At 63.8% G+C, this 18,859-nt stretch carries 20 protein-coding genes and 1 riboswitch; of the genes, 7 read left to right on the forward strand and 13 right to left on the reverse strand.

What is annotated here, in order from left to right; all coding sequences use genetic code 11:
* Positions 1-37: 37 nt before the first annotated feature.
* Genes ACFPWW_RS25470 through ACFPWW_RS25480 form a run of 3 tightly spaced genes read left to right on the forward strand, consistent with a single transcriptional unit; the run spans position 38 to position 3,272 of the window.
* Positions 38-985: an ABC transporter permease gene (locus ACFPWW_RS25470; protein WP_377313761.1), complete on the forward strand. Its 948-nt coding sequence runs from the start codon at positions 38-40 to the stop codon at positions 983-985.
* Positions 985-1,848: an ABC transporter permease gene (locus ACFPWW_RS25475; protein ID WP_377313853.1), complete on the forward strand. Its 864-nt coding sequence runs from the start codon at positions 985-987 to the stop codon at positions 1,846-1,848. Before ACFPWW_RS25470 ends, ACFPWW_RS25475 begins: the two co-directional genes overlap by 1 nt.
* Before the next feature lie 35 nt (positions 1,849-1,883).
* Positions 1,884-3,272, forward strand: a complete 1,389-nt coding sequence (locus ACFPWW_RS25480) for an amidase (RefSeq protein ID WP_377313855.1) — start codon at positions 1,884-1,886, stop codon at positions 3,270-3,272.
* A gap of 15 nt (positions 3,273-3,287) precedes the next feature.
* On the opposite strand, the gene ACFPWW_RS25485 is transcribed toward ACFPWW_RS25480, so the two are convergent.
* From ACFPWW_RS25485 to ACFPWW_RS25495, 3 genes are all read right to left on the reverse strand, one after another.
* Complete coding sequence (locus ACFPWW_RS25485) at positions 3,288-4,142, reverse strand: NlpC/P60 family protein (RefSeq protein WP_112565079.1); 855 nt, start codon at positions 4,140-4,142, stop codon at positions 3,288-3,290.
* A gap of 22 nt (positions 4,143-4,164) precedes the next feature.
* The gene (locus tag ACFPWW_RS25490; RefSeq protein WP_112565077.1) at positions 4,165-4,515 is read right to left on the reverse strand and encodes a MarR family transcriptional regulator; all 351 of its coding nucleotides are present in this window, start codon (positions 4,513-4,515) and stop codon (positions 4,165-4,167) included.
* A gap of 178 nt (positions 4,516-4,693) precedes the next feature.
* A complete protein-coding gene (locus ACFPWW_RS25495) occupies positions 4,694-6,085 on the reverse strand; it encodes a leucyl aminopeptidase family protein (RefSeq protein WP_112754111.1) in 1,392 nt (463 codons plus the stop codon).
* A 140-nt stretch (positions 6,086-6,225) separates the two neighbouring features.
* On the opposite strand from ACFPWW_RS25495, the gene ACFPWW_RS25500 reads away from it, so the two are divergent.
* The gene (locus ACFPWW_RS25500) at positions 6,226-7,059 is read left to right on the forward strand and encodes a tetratricopeptide repeat protein (RefSeq protein WP_377313763.1); all 834 of its coding nucleotides are present in this window, start codon (positions 6,226-6,228) and stop codon (positions 7,057-7,059) included.
* A gap of 1 nt (position 7,060) precedes the next feature.
* On the opposite strand, the gene ACFPWW_RS25505 is transcribed toward ACFPWW_RS25500, so the two are convergent.
* From ACFPWW_RS25505 to ACFPWW_RS25550, 10 genes are all read right to left on the reverse strand, one after another.
* Entirely contained in the window at positions 7,061-7,696 is a 636-nt protein-coding gene (locus ACFPWW_RS25505; RefSeq protein ID WP_112565070.1) for a LysE family translocator, read from the reverse strand.
* Positions 7,697-7,769: 73 nt separating this feature from the next.
* Positions 7,770-7,849: riboswitch (ZMP/ZTP riboswitch) on the reverse strand.
* Between the two features lie 32 nt (positions 7,850-7,881).
* On the reverse strand, positions 7,882-8,865 hold the full coding sequence (locus tag ACFPWW_RS25510) for a type II secretion system F family protein (protein WP_112565068.1): 984 nt from the start codon (positions 8,863-8,865) through the stop codon (positions 7,882-7,884).
* 15 nt (positions 8,866-8,880) lie between these two features.
* Complete coding sequence (locus ACFPWW_RS25515; RefSeq protein ID WP_377313765.1) at positions 8,881-9,888, reverse strand: type II secretion system F family protein; 1,008 nt, start codon at positions 9,886-9,888, stop codon at positions 8,881-8,883.
* 1 nt (position 9,889) lies between these two features.
* On the reverse strand, positions 9,890-11,374 hold the full coding sequence (locus tag ACFPWW_RS25520; RefSeq protein ID WP_112565064.1) for a CpaF family protein: 1,485 nt from the start codon (positions 11,372-11,374) through the stop codon (positions 9,890-9,892).
* A 23-nt stretch (positions 11,375-11,397) separates the two neighbouring features.
* On the reverse strand, positions 11,398-12,675 hold the full coding sequence (locus tag ACFPWW_RS25525; protein WP_377313767.1) for an AAA family ATPase: 1,278 nt from the start codon (positions 12,673-12,675) through the stop codon (positions 11,398-11,400).
* Between the two features lie 17 nt (positions 12,676-12,692).
* Positions 12,693-13,445 (reverse strand): CpaD family pilus assembly protein, encoded by a 753-nt coding sequence (locus tag ACFPWW_RS25530; RefSeq protein ID WP_112705696.1) that lies wholly within the window; start codon positions 13,443-13,445, stop codon positions 12,693-12,695.
* Complete coding sequence (locus ACFPWW_RS25535) at positions 13,442-14,941, reverse strand: type II and III secretion system protein family protein (RefSeq protein WP_377313769.1); 1,500 nt, start codon at positions 14,939-14,941, stop codon at positions 13,442-13,444. The genes ACFPWW_RS25530 and ACFPWW_RS25535 overlap by 4 nt, the downstream gene beginning before the upstream one ends.
* A gap of 5 nt (positions 14,942-14,946) precedes the next feature.
* Positions 14,947-15,762 carry a Flp pilus assembly protein CpaB gene (gene cpaB / locus ACFPWW_RS25540; protein ID WP_112705694.1) on the reverse strand — a complete coding sequence of 272 codons (816 nt, stop codon included), beginning with the start codon at positions 15,760-15,762 and terminating at the stop codon, positions 14,947-14,949.
* Between the two features lie 110 nt (positions 15,763-15,872).
* A complete protein-coding gene (locus ACFPWW_RS25545; RefSeq protein WP_377313771.1) occupies positions 15,873-16,385 on the reverse strand; it encodes an A24 family peptidase in 513 nt (170 codons plus the stop codon).
* A 114-nt stretch (positions 16,386-16,499) separates the two neighbouring features.
* Positions 16,500-16,697, reverse strand: a complete 198-nt coding sequence (locus ACFPWW_RS25550) for a Flp family type IVb pilin (RefSeq protein WP_377313773.1) — start codon at positions 16,695-16,697, stop codon at positions 16,500-16,502.
* Positions 16,698-17,090: 393 nt separating this feature from the next.
* On the opposite strand from ACFPWW_RS25550, the gene ACFPWW_RS25555 reads away from it, so the two are divergent.
* From ACFPWW_RS25555 to ACFPWW_RS25565, 3 genes are all read left to right on the forward strand, one after another.
* A complete protein-coding gene (locus tag ACFPWW_RS25555; protein WP_377313775.1) occupies positions 17,091-17,492 on the forward strand; it encodes a pilus assembly protein N-terminal domain-containing protein in 402 nt (133 codons plus the stop codon).
* Between the two features lie 111 nt (positions 17,493-17,603).
* Positions 17,604-18,236 (forward strand): TadE/TadG family type IV pilus assembly protein, encoded by a 633-nt coding sequence (locus tag ACFPWW_RS25560; RefSeq protein WP_112705692.1) that lies wholly within the window; start codon positions 17,604-17,606, stop codon positions 18,234-18,236.
* Positions 18,236-18,817, forward strand: coding sequence for a TadE/TadG family type IV pilus assembly protein (locus ACFPWW_RS25565; protein WP_377313777.1), 582 nt, complete (start codon positions 18,236-18,238; stop codon positions 18,815-18,817). The genes ACFPWW_RS25560 and ACFPWW_RS25565 overlap by 1 nt, the downstream gene beginning before the upstream one ends.
* The last annotated feature ends 42 nt before the right edge of the window (positions 18,818-18,859 follow it).

Here is an 18,859-nt window from a genome sequence, read left to right on the forward strand (position 1 = left end):
ACGTGCGAGCGGCGGCTGACAGGGTGACGAAGACCAGATGATCGCACTGCTTGCCCGCCGCCTCGCCGGCCTCGTCCTCACTCTTCTCGTCGTGTCGCTGGTGATCTTCGCCGTCATGGACCTCTTGCCCGGCGATCCGGCCTCGATCATGCTCGGCACCTCGGCAAGCCCCGAGACCCTGGCGGCGCTGCGGCACGAACTCGGCCTCGACCAGCCGCTTTTGCTACGCTACGGGCATTGGCTTGCCGGCGTTTTCTCGGGCAATCTCGGGCAGTCCTACACCTACGGGGTTCCGGTCGGCGGATTGATCGTCGAACGGCTGGCAGTGACGCTGCCGCTCGCGCTGATGGCGATCCTGCTCTCGGTGCTGATCGCACTGCCGCTCGGCGTATCGGCGGCGGCGCGGCGCGGCGGGATCATCGATGCCGTCGCCACCGTCTTCTCGCAAATCAGCATTGCCGTGCCGGCCTTCTGGGTTGCGCTGCTGCTCGTCATCCTGTTTTCCACGACGCTCGGCCTCATGCCGGCGGGCGGCTTTCCGGGATGGGACGCAGGCTTTCTGCCGGCCCTGCAGGCCCTGCTCATGCCGGCCGTGGCGCTTGCCCTGCCGCAGGCCGGGGTGCTGACGCGGGTGGCGCGGTCGGCTGTGCTCGACACGATGCATGAGGATTTCGCGCGCACGGCCGTCGCCAAGGGACTGGCGAGCAGGACCGTGCTCTGGCGGCATATCGTGCCGAACGCGCTGGTGCCCATCCTCACCATCCTCGGGCTGCAATTCACCTTCCTCGTCGCCGGCGCCGTCCTGGTCGAAAACGTCTTCAACCTGCCGGGGCTCGGGCGGCTTGCCTTCCAGGCCCTGTCGCAACGCGACATCGTCGTGATGCAGGATGTCGTGCTGTTCTTCGCGGCGCTCGTCATCGTCATGAACTTCATCGTCGATCTCTCCTATCTCGCGATCGACCCGCGCATGCGGAAGGCGGCATGATGGCACCCATCGTCTCCTCTTCCGCCATTTCGCAACGCCGAAGCTTCCGGTTCAGCCGGCGAAAGAACCTCGTCGCCGGGATTGTCATCGTCGGCTTTCTGGCCGCCATCGCCTTGCTTTCTCTCGTCTGGACGCCACTGCCGCCGGCCCGGATGCAGATCATCCACAAGCTGCAGCCGCCGCTGGCCTTCGGCCTGCTCGGCACCGACCAGTTCGGCCGCGACGTTCTCTCCATGCTGATGGTCGGCTGCTGGAATTCGCTGTCGATCGCCGTCACCGCGGTTGCCGTCGGCGGCGCGCTCGGCTCGATCGCGGGCGTGTCGGCGGCCGCGATCCGCGGCCCCTACGAGGCGCTCCTGATGCGCGCCTGCGACGTGATCTTCGCGCTGCCGCCGATCCTGTCTGCCATGATCCTCGGCGCTTTTCTCGGACCGGGGCGCCTTACCGCGATCACGGCCATTGCCGTCTTCATGGTGCCGGTCTTTGCGCGGGTGACGCTCGCCACCTCCCTGCAGGCCTGGAGCCGCGACTATGTCCTGGCAGCGCAGGCGATCGGCAACAGCCGCTTCACGATTTCCGTGCGGCATGTGCTGCCGAACATCGTGAGCCAGATCATCGTGCATGCGGCGATCCAGCTTGGGCTTGCGATCCTCACCGAGGCCGGCCTGTCCTTTCTCGGCCTCGGCATGGCGCCGCCGGCGCCGACCTGGGGACGCATGCTGGCCGACGCCCAGACTTTCCTTTCGCTCGCCCCGTGGCTGGCAATCCTGCCCGGCCTTGCCATCGCGCTGACCGTCTTCGGCTTCAACATGCTGGGCGACGGCTTGCGCGACCTTCTCGACCCGCGCGAGGCGAACCGGTGATGTCCTCCCAAGACGAACGCCCGAAAGACCAGACCATGCCAGATACCGCTTTCACCATCCGCGAACTCAGGCGACGCTTCGCCGACAAGAGCCTCTCGCCGCTCGACTACTGGCTTGCCCTGGAAAGGCGCATCGACAGCTGGGAACCGGCGATCTCGGCCCTTTACCTTTACGACCCCGAGGCCGCACGCGCGCAGGCGAAGGCTGCGACCGAGCGCTGGGCGAAGGGCAAAACGCTCGGTCCGCTGGACGGCATACCCGTCACGCTGAAGGAACTGATCGCCACCAAGGGCCAGCCGGTGCCGCTCGGCACGAAGGCGGTGGAGCTGAAACCGGCGGAGGCGGATGCGCCGGCGGCGGCGCGGCTGCGCGAGGACGGCGCGATCATCTTCGCCAAGACGACCTGCCCCGATTACGGCATGCTCTCGTCGGGCCTTTCCAGCTTCCATCACCTCAGCCGCAATCCCTGGGACGTCACCCGGAACCCGGGCGGCTCGAGCGCCGGGGCCGCTGCCGCCGCCGCCGCCGGCTACGGGCCGTTGCATATCGGCACGGATATCGGCGGTTCGGTGCGCCTGCCGGCGGGCTGGACGGGGATCTTCGGTTTCAAACCAAGCCAGGGGCGCATTCCCGTCGATCCCTATTATGTCGGCCGGTGCGCGGGACCGATGACCCGCAGCGTCGAGGATGCCGCCTATGCGATGGCGACCCTGTCGCGCCCCGACTGGCGGGACGGCACCAGCCTGCCGCCCAACGATTTCGACTGGATGGATCTCGGCATCGATCTCAGCGGAATGCGGATCGGGCTGATGCTCGACGCCGGCTGCGGCCTTGCGGTCGATGAGGAGGTGAGGATCGCCGTCGAGCAGGCCGCGCTGCTTTTCGAGAAGGCGGGAGCGACGATCGTCCCGGCCGGACCGGTGCTGACGCGCGCCATGCTGGACGGGCTCGACAATTTCTGGCGCGCCCGCTTCTGGGGCGACATTGCCGGGCTCGACGAGGAGCGCCGCGCGAGCATCCTTCCCTATATCTACGAATGGGCAAAGGGCGGTGCCGATGTCAGCGGGGTCGATGCCGTCAGGGGCTTCAACCAGACGATCGAGATGCGCAAGGCCTGCGGGCGGCTGTTCACCGAAGTGGATGCGGTCCTGTCGCCGACCAACCCGATCGTGTCCTATCCGGCCGAGTGGGCCTCGCCGACCAACGATCCCGCACTGCCCTTCGAACATATCGCCTTCACGGTGCCATGGAACATGTCGGAGCAGCCGGCCTCGTCGATCAATTGCGGATTCGCCAAGGGCATGCCGATCGGCCTGCAGATCGTCGGCCCGCGCTTCGACGACATGCGCGTGCTGAAGCTTTCGAAAGCGTTCGAGGAATGGACGGGCGGCATCAGGGACTGGCCGGAACCGCCGGCAGCCTGACGATCGCAGCCAGGGTCAGAACGGCCGGCGATAGCCGGTCGGCTGCTCGTAGAGCCAGCCGATGCGCTCGACGGCGGCTGCGAAATTCTCGCGCGCGACGGTCATCGTGTTTCCGTTGGCGTGGATGATCGTATCTGCGTCTTCGAAAATGGCGACATGCCCCTTCCAGAAGACCAGATCGCCGCGGCGCACATCCGCGCGTTCGATCGGCTCGCCAAGGCCCTCCGCCTGCATGTCGGTATCGCGCGGCGCGTTTCTGCCGGTCATCCGCAGCGCCAGCTGCACGAGGCCGGAGCAATCGACGCCGAGGCCGGAACGGCCGCCCCAGAGATAGGGCACTTCCAGAAAGCGGGCGGCGATTGCGACATAATCCTCTCCGTCCAGCGCCCCGAGCGGCAGCAGGTGTTTCGAAAAGATCGCCGTACCGTCGGCAAGCACCAGATAGCGATTGCCGCGGGCTTCCGCTTCGCCCGAAACGTGGACACGGCTGCCGATGGACAGCACCGTCCTGTAGGGTTTGCGCAGTTCCGGCTCGGGATAGAGGAAGGTGCGCTGGGCAATGACCATGTGGGTCGGCGCAGGCGCGGCTTCTGCAATTGCATCCTCCGGCACATAGCCGACATAACCGTCGGATACGGCCTTGACCCAGCACCAGCCGCCGGCGCGATCGAATATCGTGACATCCTCGCCGTGGAGCAGTTCGGTGTCGATGCCGCGGGCGAGATCGGGTTCAGGACGCAGGGCGACGACCGGGACGCAGACGCGGGCCGGCGTGCCGCTGACAAAACGCGCCGCCTCGACCTTGCCCTCAAGGCCGGCTTCCGCCAGGTCCGGGCGGTAGGCATGGAGGCGGCGATCGAGCATCGTCATGGCATTCCCTTTCAGCGGCCGTTCAGACCGGAAGCTTGCGGCCCTGCTCGCGCACGAGGTCGCCGAGCTTTTCAAGATAGAGCGCGCCGCCGACGGTGCGCTTGATGATGACGTTGCGGCGGTCGGCATCGTCGCGGACGCGGTCGACGAGGCCCATTTCGCCCATCGTGTCCAGCGCGCGCGTGATGACCGGTTTCGTCACGTTCAGCGTCGCGGCCAGCCCGCGCACGGTATGCGGCGGCGGCACGAGATAGATATGCAGCAGGATCGCCATCTGGCGCAACGTCAAATCTCTGTTGTCGTGGCGAACCTGGTTCAGCGCCACGCCATGCCAGAGGCCAAGCGCCTGTGAGGCGGTCAGTTCGATCGGCACGGCCCCTCCGGAAATCGTTACGCTAACGTTTCATTTTCCGGCAGTTGGTCGGCACAGGCAAGAGGCGGCACGGAATGCCGCCTCGCAAGGTGAATAAAATTTTAACGACGAGGCTCAGCGAAGCTTTTGTCTCGCATGTCGTTGTCGCAAAACCGCTTCACACTTTTGCGCGACATGCTCAGCGTATACTGTGGCGGATATGACGGTAGAGTGCGCGGATCGCCTGCGCCTCGCCGCCGCCCGGCGAATGGGCGCGCTCGTTCGGCGCCCAGCCGAAGATATCGAAATGCGCCCAGCTCTTGGCCTTGCCGACGAAGCGCTTGAGGAAAAGTGCGGCGGTGATGGCGCCGGCCATGCCGCCGGCCGGGGCATTGGTGATATCGGCGAATTTGGCGCGGATATCCTTTTCATAGCCGGCATAGAGCGGCATGCGCCAGAGCGGATCGTCGGTTTCGAGGCTTGCTTCCATCAGATCGTGGGCAAGGTTCTCGTCGTCGGTGAAGAAGGGCGGCAGGTCGGGGCCGAGCGCGACGCGGGCAGCACCCGTCAGCGTGGCCATGTCGATCAGCAGGTCCGGCTCTTCCTCGTCGGCATAGGCGAGCGCGTCGGCCAGGATCAGGCGGCCTTCGGCGTCGGTATTGTCGATCTGGACGGTCAGCCCCTTGCGGCTCTTGTAGATATCGCCGGGACGGAAGGCGTTCGACGAGATGGAATTCTCGACGACCGGGATGATGACGCGCAGATCGACCTTCAGCTTGGCGTCCATGATCATGAGCGCGAGGCCCATGACGTTTGCGGCACCGCCCATGTCCTTCTTCATCAGCAGCATGGAGGACGCCGGCTTGATGTCGAGGCCGCCGGTATCGAAGCAGACGCCCTTGCCGACGAGCGTAACCTTGCGGTGACCCTTCTTGCCCCAGCGCAGCTCCAGCAGGCGCGGCGCATCGGCGCTGGCGCGACCGACGGTGTGGACCAGCGGGAAGTTTTCCTTGAGCAGGTCGTCGCCGATGATGACCGACATCTCGGCCTTGTAGTGATCGGCAAGGCCGCGGAACGCCGCTTCAAGCTGCTCCGGCCCCATGTCGTTGGTCGGCGTGTTGATGAGGTCGCGGGCGAGGAAGACGCCGGCGAGCTGGCGCTTGATCTCGTTGCCGTCGGCGTCGCGCGGAATCATCAGCGTCGGGGCGGCGGATTTTTCGGACTTGTAGCGATCGAACCGATAGCTGCCGAGGCCGAAGCCGAGCGTCAGGCGGTTGGCTGTCAGCGGCGCGGTCTCGATGTGCCAGTCGCCGGCAGGAAGCGCGCGGGCGAGCTTGCCGGTGATGTAGGGCTGCTCCGACGGGTTGGTGCCGAGGCCGAAGAGCGCACCGCCGAGATGGCCGTCCTCCGTCGGGATCAGCAGCAGCGAGCCGCTTTCCGCCTTGTAGCCGGCTTTGCGCGCCCAATCGAGCGCGATCGGATCGATCGTGCCGGTTTCGATATGGGCGGGCGTCACAGCGAAGATCGGCAACGTCGAACCGCCCTTGGTGTTGAAGGGAGTCGGTCTCTCGATGAACTGGAAGGGGGCCATGTTTGTCCTTAGAGGCAGGGGCAGAATCGTTTCTTAACTGTCTGTTAGGGTTAACAGACTATTGCTGGAGCGAAGATTGCGTCAAAGCCTTTCCCTGTTCCGCTTTGAGGTCAGGCGCCGATTTCATTCAGGATCGCGCAATGCCCGTCTCGGCCTCCACTCCTCTCAACAAGCGTATTCTGCAGGCAAGCGCCGCTATCCTCGTCATGCTGGCGCTTGCCGGCTGTTCGACGACGGCAAAGGATCGCATGACGACCGGTTCCATCCCGAAGCTCGACAAGCCGGTCGAGCAGATGGACGCCAACGAATTGCGGGCAGCCACCGACCGTGTCGGCCAGGCCTACGAGAAGAACCCGCGCGATCCCGTCAACGGCGTCACCTATGCCAATCTGCTGCGCATGAACGGACGCGACGCGCAGGCGCTTGCCGTCATGCAGCAGGTCGCCATCGCCAATCCCGAAGACCGCACCGTGCTTGCCGCCTACGGCAAGGCACAGGCGGCCGCCGGACAGCTGCAGCAGGCGCTGGACACGATCGGCAGGGCGCAGACGCCCGATCGGCCCGACTGGCGGCTGATTTCGGCGGAAGGGGCGATCCTCGACCAGATGGGCCGGCCGAACGATGCGCGCCAGCGCTATCGCGACGCGCTCGATATCCAGCCGAACGAACCGTCGGTGCTTTCCAACCTCGGCATGTCCTATCTTCTGACAGGCGATCTGCGCACGGCGGAAACCTACCTGCGCTCGGCCGCCGGCCAGCCCGCCGCCGACAGCCGCGTGCGCCAGAACCTGGCCCTCGTCGTCGGCCTGCAGGGCCGTTTTCCCGAGGCCGAGCAGATCGCGCGGCGCGAGCTTTCGCCGCAGCAGGCCGACGCCAACGTCGCCTACCTGCGCGGCATGCTTTCGCAGCAGAATTCCTGGCAGAAGCTGGCGGCAAAGGACGCGACGTCGCCTGCCGCCGCCGGCACCAACTGACCTATCTGCTGCTCAGCCCGGAGAGGATGAGGCGCAGGCCGAGGCCGGCCATGACCGCGCCTGCGGCCCTGTCGATCCAGGCCTTGGCGGCGATATAGACCTTGCGCGGCTGCCGCGCCGAAAAGGCGAGCGCGACGATCGCATACCATCCCGCCTCGACCAGGAAGACGCCGACCGGCAGCGCCAGCAGCAGCTCCACCGGCACGGCCTTGGGCAGGAGTGCGGCAAAGATGCTGGCATAGACCACGATCGTCTTGGGGTTGCTCAGCTGCGTCAGCATTGCGGTGGTGAAACTGCGCGCCGGCATGCTTCGGCCGGCAAGGTCGCCATCCGAAAGGGCCAGCGGCTGGCTGGCGCCCTTCCAGATCGCGAAGGCGATATAGACCAGATAGGCGCCGCCGGCGATCTTCAGCACGAGATAGAGCCATTCGAATTGCGACAGCAGCGCCGTCAGGCCGGCAAGGGCAAGGATGGCGAAGGTCACGCCGCCGATGCCCATGCCGAGTGCGGCCGCAAGCCCGTCAAAGCGGGAACGCGAAATGGCAATGCGCGAGACGACGACGAAACTTGGACCCGGGCTCATCGCGCCGATCATCAAAGCACTGATAATACTGATAAAAATTCCGAAGGAAGACATGGCGAAGCTCCGTTTTCACGCAATTCGGGAGGCAAGGGCGGTGTCCGGCCCTGCCGGAATTGCTCAAGCGATCAAGGATTGCCCAGGCGAGCGGCAGCAATATCCGCGCTTCCCGATGGTCGTCCATCTCATTCGCCAGTTACGCGGAGGCGCACGCTAGCCGGTTTCCCTTCCGGCGGCAAGCGTCAGAACCGGTCGGCCACCTGGATGCCGGCGGGGCCGAGGATGACGGCGACCAGCACCGGCAGGAAGAAGAGGATCATCGGCACGGTGAGCTTGGGCGGCAGGGCGGCCGCCTTCTTTTCCGCCTCGTTCATGCGCTCGTCGCGGCCTTCCTGCGCAAGCACGCGTAAGGCCGTCGCGACGGGCGTGCCGTAACGGTCCGCCTGGATGAGCGCCTGCGTGACCGAACGGACAAGATCGATCTGGGTGCGGGTTGCCAGGTTTTCGAGCGCCACGCGCCGATCCGGCAGGAAGGAGAGCTCGGCCGTCGTCAGCACCATTTCCTCGGCGAGCGGCGGCGACTGTTCACCGAGCTCTTCGGAGACGCGGCGCATGGCCGCTTCGATGGAAATGCCCGATTCCACGCAGATCAGCATCATGTCCAGCGCGTCCGGCCAGGCGCGCTTGATGGAGTGCTGGCGCTTGCCCATGCGGTTGGAGATATAGATGTTGGGCGCGTAGAAGCCGACATAGGCGATGCCGATGACGATGAAGAGCCGTATCGGCAGGCCCTTGTCGGCAAGGTTGCCGAGGCCGAACATCCAGAAGGCGGCGACGGCCAGGAACAGAAACGGCAGGAGAAAGCGCGCGACGAGGAAGGTGTTCAGCGCGTTTTCCGAGCGCAGGCCGGCCGCGCGCAGCTTGTTCATGGTGTTGTCGTCCACCAGCGCCTTGCGCAGGTTGAACCGCTCGACGATCTGGCGGACGGAGCGGTTGTTCTGGCTCCTGAGCGTGGCCTTGCTGCCGGCATCGGCGTTCAGGCGGGCGCGCTCGCGGGCGCGGATCTGCTCGCGCTCGGTCGAAACCGCCTTCATGCGCTTGTTGAGATCGCCACGCTCGAAAAAGGGAACGGCAAGCGTGTAGAAGGTGGCGAAGACGGCGATGGCGACAAGCACCGCCATGATCGTGGCGGGATCGGTCAATGTTGCGGCGAGTTCCTGCGACATGCTGCCCTGCCCCCGCTAGATATCGAAATTGATCATGTTGCGCATCACGAAGATGCCGATCGACATCCAGACCGCCGAAAAGCCCATGATGAAGTGGCCGCGCGGATCGGTGAACAGGATCATCATGTATTGCGGCGACGTCAGATAGACGAGCAGGGCAACGATGAACGGAAGGGAGCCGATGATGACGGCGGACGCCTTGGCCTCCATCGACAGCGCCTTGACCTTGGCCTTCATCTTCTTGCGGTCGCGCAGCACCTTGGAAAGGTTGCCGATCGCTTCCGACAGGTTGCCGCCGGCCTGCGACTGGATGGCGATGACGATCGCGAAGAAGTTGACTTCCTGCAACGGCATCTGGTTGGTCATGCGGGCACAGGCTTCGGGTATGCCGAGGCCCACCTGCTGCGCCTCGATGATACGGCGGAATTCGCTTTTGACGGGCTCGACACCCTCGGTCGCGATCAGGCGGATCGCGTCGTTCAGCGGCAGGCCGGAACGGATGGAGCGGACGATGACGTCGAGCGCGTTCGGAAATTCGTCGAGGAACTTGTTCTGGCGGCGCGAGATGAGGAAGCCGATCACCCAGCGCGGCAGACCGAGCCCACCGACCAGGGGAACGCCGAGCATGACCGCTGTCGACGCGCCGGCAAGGAAAAGCACGATCAGCAGCACCAAGGCGAAGAGCGCGCTGAAAAGATAGAAGCGGGCCGGCGTGATCGGCAATCCCGCCTGCACCAGACGGGATTTCAAGGACAGCGTTTTCCTGGTCTTCTCGTGCTGCCGCTTTTCGAGGTCCTTCAGGCTGTCCTGCACCGATTTCCGGCGCTTCGACAGTTCCTGCACACGGTCGCGGGCGGCCTTGACCTTGGAGCGGTCGACCTCGGCCGCCTTGACCCGGTTGATGCGGCTTGCCGATTTCTTGTCGTTCTCGATGCGCGAGAACAATAGGGCATAACAGACCGCCCCCGCAGCGACGGCTGCGAGAACGACGATTGCCAGCACTGTCGGATCGATGCCGAACATCTCAATCCTTCGATTTCGCTTCCAGCTCGTCGAGCGCGGCGGCGAGACGCTTTTCTTCGTTGTAATAGCGGGCGCGGTCCCAGAAATGCGGCTTGCCGACGCCGGTGGACATGTGGCGGCCGATCAGGCGGCCGCCGGCGTCCTCGCCCTCGATTTCGTAGCGCATCAGGTCCTGGGTGATGATGACGTCGCCTTCCATGCCGATGACTTCGGTGATCTGGGTGATGCGGCGCGAACCGTCGCGCAGGCGCTGCGCCTGGATGATGACATCGACCGAGGAAGAGATGATTTCGCGCACTGTCTTGGCCGGCAGGCTGAAACCGCCCATGGCGATCATCGATTCCATGCGGCTCAGGCATTCGCGCGGGTTGTTGGCGTGGATCGTGCCCATGGAGCCGTCGTGGCCGGTGTTCATGGCCTGCAGCAGGTCGAACACTTCGGGTCCGCGCACTTCGCCGACGATGATGCGTTCGGGGCGCATGCGCAGGCAGTTCTTGACGAGGTCGCGCATGGTGATCTCGCCTTCGCCTTCGATGTTCGGCGGGCGGGTTTCGAGGCGCACGACATGCGGCTGCTGGAGCTGCAGTTCGGCCGTATCCTCGCAGGTGATGACGCGCTCGTCGCGGTCGATATAGTTCGTCAGGCAGTTGAGCAGCGTGGTCTTGCCCGAACCCGTACCACCGGAGATGATGACGTTGCAGCGCACGCGGCCGATGATCTGCAGCACGGTCGCGCCTTCGGGCGTGATGGCGCCGAAGCGGACGAGCTGGTCGAGCGTCAGCTTGTCCTTCTTGAATTTGCGGATGGTAAGGGCCGGGCCGTCGATGGCGAGCGGCGGCGCAATGACGTTGACGCGCGAGCCGTCCGGCAGGCGCGCGTCGCAGATCGGGCTCGATTCGTCGACGCGGCGGCCGACCTGGCTGACGATGCGCTGGCAGATCGACAGGAGCTGCGAATTGTCGCGGAAACGGATTTCGGATTCGATGGTCTTGCCGCCGACTTCGATGAAGGTCTGGCCGGCGCCGTTGACCATGATGTCGGCAATGTCGTCGCGCGCCAGCAGCGGCTCGAGCGGGCCGTAGCCCAGAACGTCGTTGCAGATATCCTCGAGCAGTTCCTCCTGCTCGGAGATCGACATGGCGAAATTCTTGATGGTAATGATATCGTTGACGATATCGCGGATTTCCTCGCGCGCGCTTTCGCCGTCCAGCTTGGACAGCTGCGAGAGGTCGATCGTGTCGATCAGCGCCGAAAAGACCTGCGCCTTGGTATCGTAATATTCGTCGGTGCGGGCGGGGCGCCGGCGCTGCGGCGTCTGGATCGGCGGCGGCGCCACCTGCGGGCGGGCGGGCTCGCGCGACGGCTCCACAAGCACCGCGGGACCGGACGGGGCGGCGGGGCTGGCTGCCGGCATCGGCGGCGGCGGAGCGGCGATACCGCCGGCACCGGCCTTTCCGAAACCTTCACTTCCGCGTTTTCCGAACATCGATGCGATCCAATTCTACCCGTTCACTTGCGCTTCAGAAGGCCGAGAAGGCCGCTCTTCCTGGATTTCCGGATTGCCACGCGGCCCGTGACGATGTGGGCGATCTGCGAAAAGGTCTCCGCCGTCGGCGATTTCGGATCGACCTCGGAAATCATCCGGCCGCTGTTGGCAGCATTGCCGAAGAGGCCGATGTCGAAGGGAATGACGGCGATCGGCTCGGCTTCCAGCGGCTCGCAGAAATCGGAAACCGAGATTTCCGGCCGTTTCGGCATGCCGACCTGGTTGAGAACGAGATGCGGCGGCTTGTCGTTCGGGCGCATCTTGCGCAAGGCATCCAGCATGTTCTTGGTGTTGCGCAGGTTGGCGAGGTCGGGAACCGCGCAGATGACCACTTCGTCGGCACTCGACAGGACCGAACGGGTCCAGTCCGACCAGGCATGGGGAACGTCGAGAACCGTGACGGGCGCGCTGCGCTGCAGCACGTCCATGACAGGCTGGAAGGCCTGGCTCTCGAAATCATAGGCGCGGTCGAGAAGCGAGGGGGCGGCCAGCAGCGAGAGGTGCTCCGAACACTTGGTCAGCAGGCGGTCGAGGAAAACCTCGTCGAGCCGCTCCGGCGCAAAGACGGCCTCGGCGATGCCCTGGGCCGGGTCCTGGTCGAAATCGATATTGGCCGTGCCGTAAGGCAGGTCGAGATCGGCCAGGATGGTTTCGGTCGAAAACAGGTTGGAGATGCCGAAGGCGCAATTATGCGCGACGGTCGATGCGCCGACGCCGCCCTTGGCGCCGATAAAGGCAATCGAGCGGCCGAGCGGCTCGGCTTCCGGATCGACGAAGATCGTCGCCATCGCGCCCATGATATCGGGCATGGCGACAGGCTGGACCATATATTCGGAAATGCCGTTGCGGATCAGATCGCGGTAGAGGCCGATATCGTTGTAGTAGCCGACGATGATGACCTTGGTCGAGGGATCGCAGACAGCGGCGAGCGGCGCGAGTTCGGTAAGCAGGCCGGCCGGGTTGGCCCTGGTTTCAAGGATGATCAGGTTCGGCGTCGGGGCGCTGGCAAACATGTTGGCCGCCGCGGCGGTGCCGCCGCTGGTGATGCGCAGGCTGACCTTGGACATGCGCCGGTCGTTGGCGCAGCGCTCCATCACCCGCTGCAGCCCCTCGCTTTCGCAGAAGGCGTGAACGGAGATGCGCGGCAGGGGCCGCATATGTTCCAGCTCGCCCATGCGGATCGCTTCCTCGGCGTGGCGCAGTTCGCTGGTGTTCTTGATCTCGTAGTCGACGGTGCTCATCGTTTCATTCCGCCTGATCAGAAACCGGTGGAGCCGGTATCCATGTCCTCGATCGTGGACGTCGTCGTCCGGTATTCCTGGATCGCCTCGTTGCGGCGCTCGGCGTCGATCGGCGTCATGCCGCGCGGCGCGACGAAATCTTCCGGATTGGCGACCTGGGCAGCGAGATTGTTCTGCGAGGCGCAGCCGAAATTGTAATAGTTCTGGTTGGCGAAGTCGGCGGTGATGTCCTTCGGCCATTGGCCACACTGGGTCGTTACCGCCGTCGTGCCGGTGAAGCTCAGGCGGATCGGCGCGGCGTCGAGAAGGCCGGTCGCCGCATAGGTCGTGTTGACGATCTTGCTGCTGGCAATGCCGCGCGAGGCAAGTTCGGCGCGCACCTGGCTGCGCAGCGCGCGGGCCGCTCCCGCATTCGCAGAGCCTTCAGGCGACAGGATGTAGACCGGGCCGGAGGCGCGCGACATGTAATTCTGGGCAAAACCACGGATCAGCTCGCGCTGGGCGATCGTCAGCCGGCGATCGCTGGAGGCGACGGGAAGGTCCACCGTCTGCTCGGCTTCCGTCACGACGATCGGATGGCGCTCCCGGTAATCGTCGGGAATGCCGCCGGTCGTCAGCTGGTCGCGCGGGCCAGCACAGCCGGAAAGGACGGCGGCGGCCAGAGAAGCGACCAGAAGCAAAGGCTTTGCGGTGCGCAGATATCGAAGATCCGAATGGGCCATCGCCTGATCTCTGTTCGTTTTCATCGGTTCAGACCGCGCCCCGCTCATTTGTAGATAAATCCGATGGAACCGTGGAACTGCGCATCGGCGACCGGCGCCTGACGGCTGCCGTAGACCTTGTTGACGCGGTTCATGAAGAAGGCGGACGCATCATCCGTGGGGCTGAAATTGTCGTCCGGCCGATTGAGCTGATTGCGCGCCACCGGACGCACCAGATAGGGCGTCGCGATGATGACGAGTTCGGTTTCCTGACGCTCAAAACCCTTCTGGCGGAACAGCGTGCCGAGAAGCGGGATCTTCGAGACGCCGGGCGTACCGCCCATGGTCTGGGAGACGTTGTCGCGGATAAGGCCGGCAAGGGCGATCGAACCGCCGGAGGGAAGCTCGACCGAGGTTTCGGCCGAGCGGCGCTGATAGGTGGGGGCTGCGCCGGAAACCGAGGGCGCCGGCTCGGAAACGTTGGTCTTGATCTGCAGGCTGATGCGGCCGGAAGACAGCACCACCGGCTTGAAGGCAAGATTGATACCGTAATTATAGGGAACGACGGTGACGTTGCCGTTGTTGTCCGTCGTCGAATAGAGAACCTGGCCACCGGAATTGAAGGTCGCGGCCTGGCCGGAGATCGCCGTCAGCGTCGGTTCGGCCAGCGTGCGCACGACCTTGCCCTGTTCCAGCGCGTTCAGATAGGTGGAAATATCGTATCTGCCGATCGAGTTCTTGAAGAGCGCGGCAAGGCCGCCACCGACGACGGACGTGGCACTGTCGGCGGACGGGCTGCCGAGCTGGGCGACCGTCATGCCCGAGGAATTGGTGACGAGATTGTCGAAGCCGAGCTGTTTGAGGACTTCACGGCGAACCTCGGCGATCGTGACCTTGAGCGTGACCTGGTCTTCGCCCTGGATCTGCAGGAGGTTGACGACCTGGGAGACCTGGCGGCTTTCGGCAAAGAGCGCAACGGCGCTGTCGCCGCCGGTGCCGGAGGCGGTTTCCGTTCGCGTGGTGGCCTCGCCGCCCTTCAGGAAGGCCTCGGCGAGCGATGCGGCCTGGGTTGCGTCCTGCGGCGTGCGCACGGTTCCCGTCAGCACGATATTGTCCGAGACGATCTCGACCTTGATGGCGGAGTCCGGGATGAAGCGGCGCAGGTTGGCCTCAAGGCCGGACACATCGCGTTCAATCTCGATATCGAGGCTGACGACCTCCTCACCGCTGGCGCCGAACACGAAAATATTGGTCTGCCCGACCTTCTTGCCGAACAGGTAGATGCGCCGGGACGTGCGGGTCACGGCGTCGGCCATGCTCGGATCGGAAACGAGAATATCGTGCGCGTCATCAGGCAGGTCGACGACGACAGCCTTGTTGAGGCCGAGCTTCAGGCGGCGATGCGCGCCGGGGCCGCTTTGCGAAATGCGGATGAGGCTTTCCGAGCCGGCATCCGCCTGCTGCACGCCGAAGGATACCGGCGTGACGCCCGCCGCGGCCATTGCCAGAGAAAGGCAGCCGGTCAGGAAAAGCCTGGTGCGTTGTCTTGAGTTGCCCATCCGCATTTCCCTTACTCCGGCTTCGTCGAGCCGGTGGCATCCGTGACGATGGTGCCGGATTTGATGACCTGGACGATTGCGCTGCCGTTATCGCCGCTCAGGAGATAGTCCGGCGCGCCGGTATCCTGTTCCTGCGCATCGGCAACGGAGCGCAGCGCGAGCGAAAGGCGATCGGCCATCTGCTGGGCGACGGCCAGAACCTTGGTCTGGTCGGGGGTCAGCTCCAGCGTTGCCGTCGTGCCGACGGCCGCCTTGGAGCCGTCTTCCTTTTCTTCGATCTGCTGGTCGATGGCGAGAACGCGGACGTTGCTCAGCACGGTTTCGGTTATGTATTTCTCCGTGCCCTGCCCCTTGCGCACCATGATGACATCGACGCGGTCGTTGGGAAGGATGAAGCCGCCGGCGCCTGTCGCCACCGAGATTTCGGTCGCAACCGCGCGCTTGCCGGCAGGCAGCAGCGAGGACAGGATGCGGCTGTTGGAATCGGCGACCTTTTCCGGACGGATCGGCTCGCCTTCGAAGACCGGCAGGCGCACGACGGCACCCTGCAGGTCCTTGATGGCGTCCGGCCGCTCGGCTTCGGTGATGAAGCCCTGGACGACGCCATTCTGCGGCCAGGCCATCCAGTGGACGGCCTTCTCGTCCAGCCTTGCGCCGACGGGCAGATTGGCGCTGGAGACCAATACGTTGACGGTCGGTTCCTTCTCGACGACGGACTGGACCTTCGTCACGACGCCGCCACGACCGGCCATGTTCATGGCAAGAAGACCGGCAAGGCCGGCTGCCACCACGGCGACAGCTAAGACAATAAGGCGGGCCGGTTTCATCGATCATTCCTCGGGGCACGACGCGTTCGCCCCGCAGAATGCTCAGGAATTGGTATAATTATGGTTAATGGAAGACTTAGATTTTAAGTTAACGGCCGATTAAAACGCCGTTATTTCAGGCCTTCCAGTGCGGCGACGAAGAGCGGCGAGGACGGGAAGGCCAGGAAACCGCCGATCGCGATGGCAATCCCGTAAGGTATTTTCTTTGCCGTGAGGACAGAGCTCGGCACCGGCAGGCCGATGGCGAGAATGGTGCTGGATTGCGATCTCACCAGCAGAATGAGCAGGGTCAAGAGGCCGCCGATCATCCCGACATAGGCCATCAGAAAGACAAGAGAGGGATTGAAGCCGAACCAGAGTGCGGTCGCGCTCAGGAGCTTGGCGTCACCACCACCCATTACGTTGACGGCGAAAAGCGCAAAGCAGACGCAGAAGACGACGGCCGCGCCGGCAAGATGCATGCCGACAACATCCCAGCCAAGGCCCAGGAACGGGGCGAGGACGAAGAAAGAAGCGATGAGGATCAACGAGACACGGTTCGGGATCGTCATGGTGAACAGATCCGAAAACGCCGCCATGGCGAGGCAGAGGGGCAGTATCAGAAAGACTGCAGCTGCGATCATGTCACACCCGTTTATGAATACGAAAAAGGCTCACGGCCGTTAAGCTGCGAGCCTGCTCGTCTGACGGCCGGAACGATTCCGGCCGAGACCATGCGGATGCCGCGAGCGGCGCTTTTACTCCTCCGGCAATTTAGCCTTGTCAGCAGCGGACTGCATCTGGTCGCCGAGGTTGTTGAACGTGTCGCCGATCTTGGTGCCGAGCGTCGAGGCGCCGGCAACGAGGGCTACGGAAATGAGGGCGGCGATCAGGCCGTATTCGATTGCGGTCGCGCCGGATTCGTCCTTCAGAAAACGGCTAAAAAGCTTGGTCATGGTCTCTCCTAACTCCAGTTGATGTTCAGCACGTCCGCCAACTGTTTGCCGTTGATCGGATGGCCGAAAGCTAGCGAATGGCCGTTTCCATCGGCTTAAAGAAATGCGTTAACGAGGTGTGAACGAGACAACCTGCCCGGTCAGGGTAAGTAATTCCTTACCGCGTTGCTTAGACTTCTAACGAATTTCGCCAGGAAACCTGTAGCAATAGCTTCCAGCCATCGAGAAACGGCACGAATTTCCGCCGCCTTCCGGTCTGACGCCCCGGCAGTGCGTGCCGGAACGATCCAATGTGTTTCACGCGCGGACATGAGATGGAGGGCTTAAAGCTTCGTTCACCATTTTTTTCCATTCTATCGGCAATCTGCATTGCGATCGTGAAAGAGGGCCAAAATGCCATCGAACGGCAAGACCGTTTTCTTTGCCTGGGTGATTGCGGCTCTTACGGCAAGCATAGCCTCAGCCCAGGAAGACATGCTGCGCGTCTATATGGACCACGCGCGCGTATTGAAGCTCGACCGGCCGGTCAGCAAGGTCATCGTCGGCAATGCCAAGGTGGCCGATGCGACGGTCGCCGATTCCAAGACGATCGTGCTGACGGGCCGCAGTTTCGGCACGACCAATATCGTGCTGCTCGACGGCGACGGCAACGCCATCCTGGACGACCGCATCCTTGTCTCCATCGACGAGGGCAATACGGTGCGCGTCTATCGCCAGACGGAGCGCTCGGTTCTTTCCTGCACGCCCAATTGCGAGCAGCATTCGCAGCAAGGCAACGCCACGTCCGCGGACTAGCCGATATCGGCGACATCGGCGCAGATTCGTTAAAATAGCTGCACCGGCCTGAAACGGAAAATCAACGAAAGCGCCTTAGTGTGGCCCGAAGAACATTTTCGGGGCCAGACCATGGCGATCAGCGAGCAGGAGACGGGCAAGGTGCGTGCGCCCCTCCGTTTATCCAGTATTCGCGCCATGGCCCGCTCACGCGACGGTTCGGCGGCGATCGAATTCGCGCTGCTGGCAATTCCCTATTTCGTCATCGTCTTCGCAATCCTGGAAACCTTCATCGCCTTTACGGCCGAGCAGCTCGTCTCGAACGCCGTCGATACGATGAGCCGCCAGATGCGCACGGGGCAGATCACCTTCGCCGACCCCACGCGCGCGAGCTACAAGACGCAGACCCAGTTCCGGCAGGCCTTCTGCGACGAGATCTCGATCATCATCCGCTGCTCGGAAACGGAAGCGGCGACCCCCAGCAAGCTCTATCTGGATGTGCAGAGCTTCCCCACCTTTGCCGCCATGCCAACGGCGATCCCGAGAATGTCTGCGGACAAATATTCCGACCTGAACGTTTCAGCCTTCAAATTCACGCCCGGCGGGCCGGGCTCGATCAACATGCTGCGCGCCTACTATCGCTGGTCCATCATCGTCGATCTCGTGCGCCCCTACATAACCGGCCTTCGCCCGGTCGGCAGTTCCATGCCGAGCGAATATCTGATCGTCTCGACCGCAGCCTTCCAGAACGAGCAGTACCCCTGATGGCGCGCCGCGGACTTCTCATACGGCTGGCTTCGACGGCGCGGCGCTTTGGCCGCGACCGGGAAGGCGTGGGCGCCATCGAGTTTGCGATCATCTTCCCGGTTCTGGTCATGCTCTATCTCGGCGCGTTCGAGATCACGATCGGGCTCAACGTCAGCAAGCGCACGACGCGTGCCGCCGGCGCGATCGCCGATATCGTCACCCAGCAGGAAAGCGTCACAAAGAGTTCTCTTACCGATATCGCCAAGGCCGCGCCGCCGATCTACTCGCCCTACAGCAGCCCGGACATGCTGGTGAAGATCACGGCAATCCAGATCGACGGCAACGCCAACCCGACCGTTCTCTGGTCCTGGGCCTCGAGCGGCGGAGCGCCCTACGCCAAAAACAGCACGGTTGTCGACGTGCCGACGGAAATGAAGAAGGCCGACAGCTTCCTCATCCGCAGCGAACTCAGCATACCCTATACGCTCTTCGTCTTTGCGCCCAATTTCATGCCGCAAGGGCTGAATACCATCACGATCAGCCGCAGCTATTTCTACCGCCAGCGACAGAACAACAGCATTTCCTGCAGCGACTGCTGAAGCGCGTCGCGATCCCTCCGATCCGGGCGACCGCCTCACGCC

It is taken from the genome of Rhizobium sp. GCM10022189, assembly GCF_042656325.1.
GTDB lineage: Bacteria > Pseudomonadota > Alphaproteobacteria > Rhizobiales > Rhizobiaceae > Rhizobium.

Excerpts from the sequence above, each read along its gene's own strand:
- ACFPWW_RS25470 (WP_377313761.1), top strand. The coding sequence starts at position 38 with ATGATCGCACTGCTTGCCCGCCGCCTCGCCGGCCTCGTCCTCACTCTT.
- ACFPWW_RS25475 (WP_377313853.1), top strand. The coding sequence starts at position 985 with ATGGCACCCATCGTCTCCTCTTCCGCCATTTCGCAACGCCGAAGCTTC.
- ACFPWW_RS25480 (WP_377313855.1), top strand. The coding sequence starts at position 1,884 with ATGCCAGATACCGCTTTCACCATCCGCGAACTCAGGCGACGCTTCGCC.
- ACFPWW_RS25485 (WP_112565079.1), bottom strand. The coding sequence starts at position 4,142 with ATGACGATGCTCGATCGCCGCCTCCATGCCTACCGCCCGGACCTGGCG.
- ACFPWW_RS25495 (WP_112754111.1), bottom strand. The coding sequence starts at position 6,085 with ATGGCCCCCTTCCAGTTCATCGAGAGACCGACTCCCTTCAACACCAAG.
- ACFPWW_RS25500 (WP_377313763.1), top strand. The coding sequence starts at position 6,226 with ATGCCCGTCTCGGCCTCCACTCCTCTCAACAAGCGTATTCTGCAGGCA.
- ACFPWW_RS25505 (WP_112565070.1), bottom strand. The coding sequence starts at position 7,696 with ATGTCTTCCTTCGGAATTTTTATCAGTATTATCAGTGCTTTGATGATC.
- ACFPWW_RS25510 (WP_112565068.1), bottom strand. The coding sequence starts at position 8,865 with ATGTCGCAGGAACTCGCCGCAACATTGACCGATCCCGCCACGATCATG.
- ACFPWW_RS25515 (WP_377313765.1), bottom strand. The coding sequence starts at position 9,888 with ATGTTCGGCATCGATCCGACAGTGCTGGCAATCGTCGTTCTCGCAGCC.
- ACFPWW_RS25520 (WP_112565064.1), bottom strand. The coding sequence starts at position 11,374 with ATGTTCGGAAAACGCGGAAGTGAAGGTTTCGGAAAGGCCGGTGCCGGC.
- ACFPWW_RS25525 (WP_377313767.1), bottom strand. The coding sequence starts at position 12,675 with ATGAGCACCGTCGACTACGAGATCAAGAACACCAGCGAACTGCGCCAC.
- ACFPWW_RS25530 (WP_112705696.1), bottom strand. The coding sequence starts at position 13,445 with ATGAGCGGGGCGCGGTCTGAACCGATGAAAACGAACAGAGATCAGGCG.
- ACFPWW_RS25535 (WP_377313769.1), bottom strand. The coding sequence starts at position 14,941 with ATGCGGATGGGCAACTCAAGACAACGCACCAGGCTTTTCCTGACCGGC.
- cpaB (WP_112705694.1), bottom strand. The coding sequence starts at position 15,762 with ATGAAACCGGCCCGCCTTATTGTCTTAGCTGTCGCCGTGGTGGCAGCC.
- ACFPWW_RS25545 (WP_377313771.1), bottom strand. The coding sequence starts at position 16,385 with ATGATCGCAGCTGCAGTCTTTCTGATACTGCCCCTCTGCCTCGCCATG.
- ACFPWW_RS25550 (WP_377313773.1), bottom strand. The coding sequence starts at position 16,697 with ATGACCAAGCTTTTTAGCCGTTTTCTGAAGGACGAATCCGGCGCGACC.
- ACFPWW_RS25555 (WP_377313775.1), top strand. The coding sequence starts at position 17,091 with ATGCCATCGAACGGCAAGACCGTTTTCTTTGCCTGGGTGATTGCGGCT.
- ACFPWW_RS25560 (WP_112705692.1), top strand. The coding sequence starts at position 17,604 with ATGGCGATCAGCGAGCAGGAGACGGGCAAGGTGCGTGCGCCCCTCCGT.
- ACFPWW_RS25565 (WP_377313777.1), top strand. The coding sequence starts at position 18,236 with ATGGCGCGCCGCGGACTTCTCATACGGCTGGCTTCGACGGCGCGGCGC.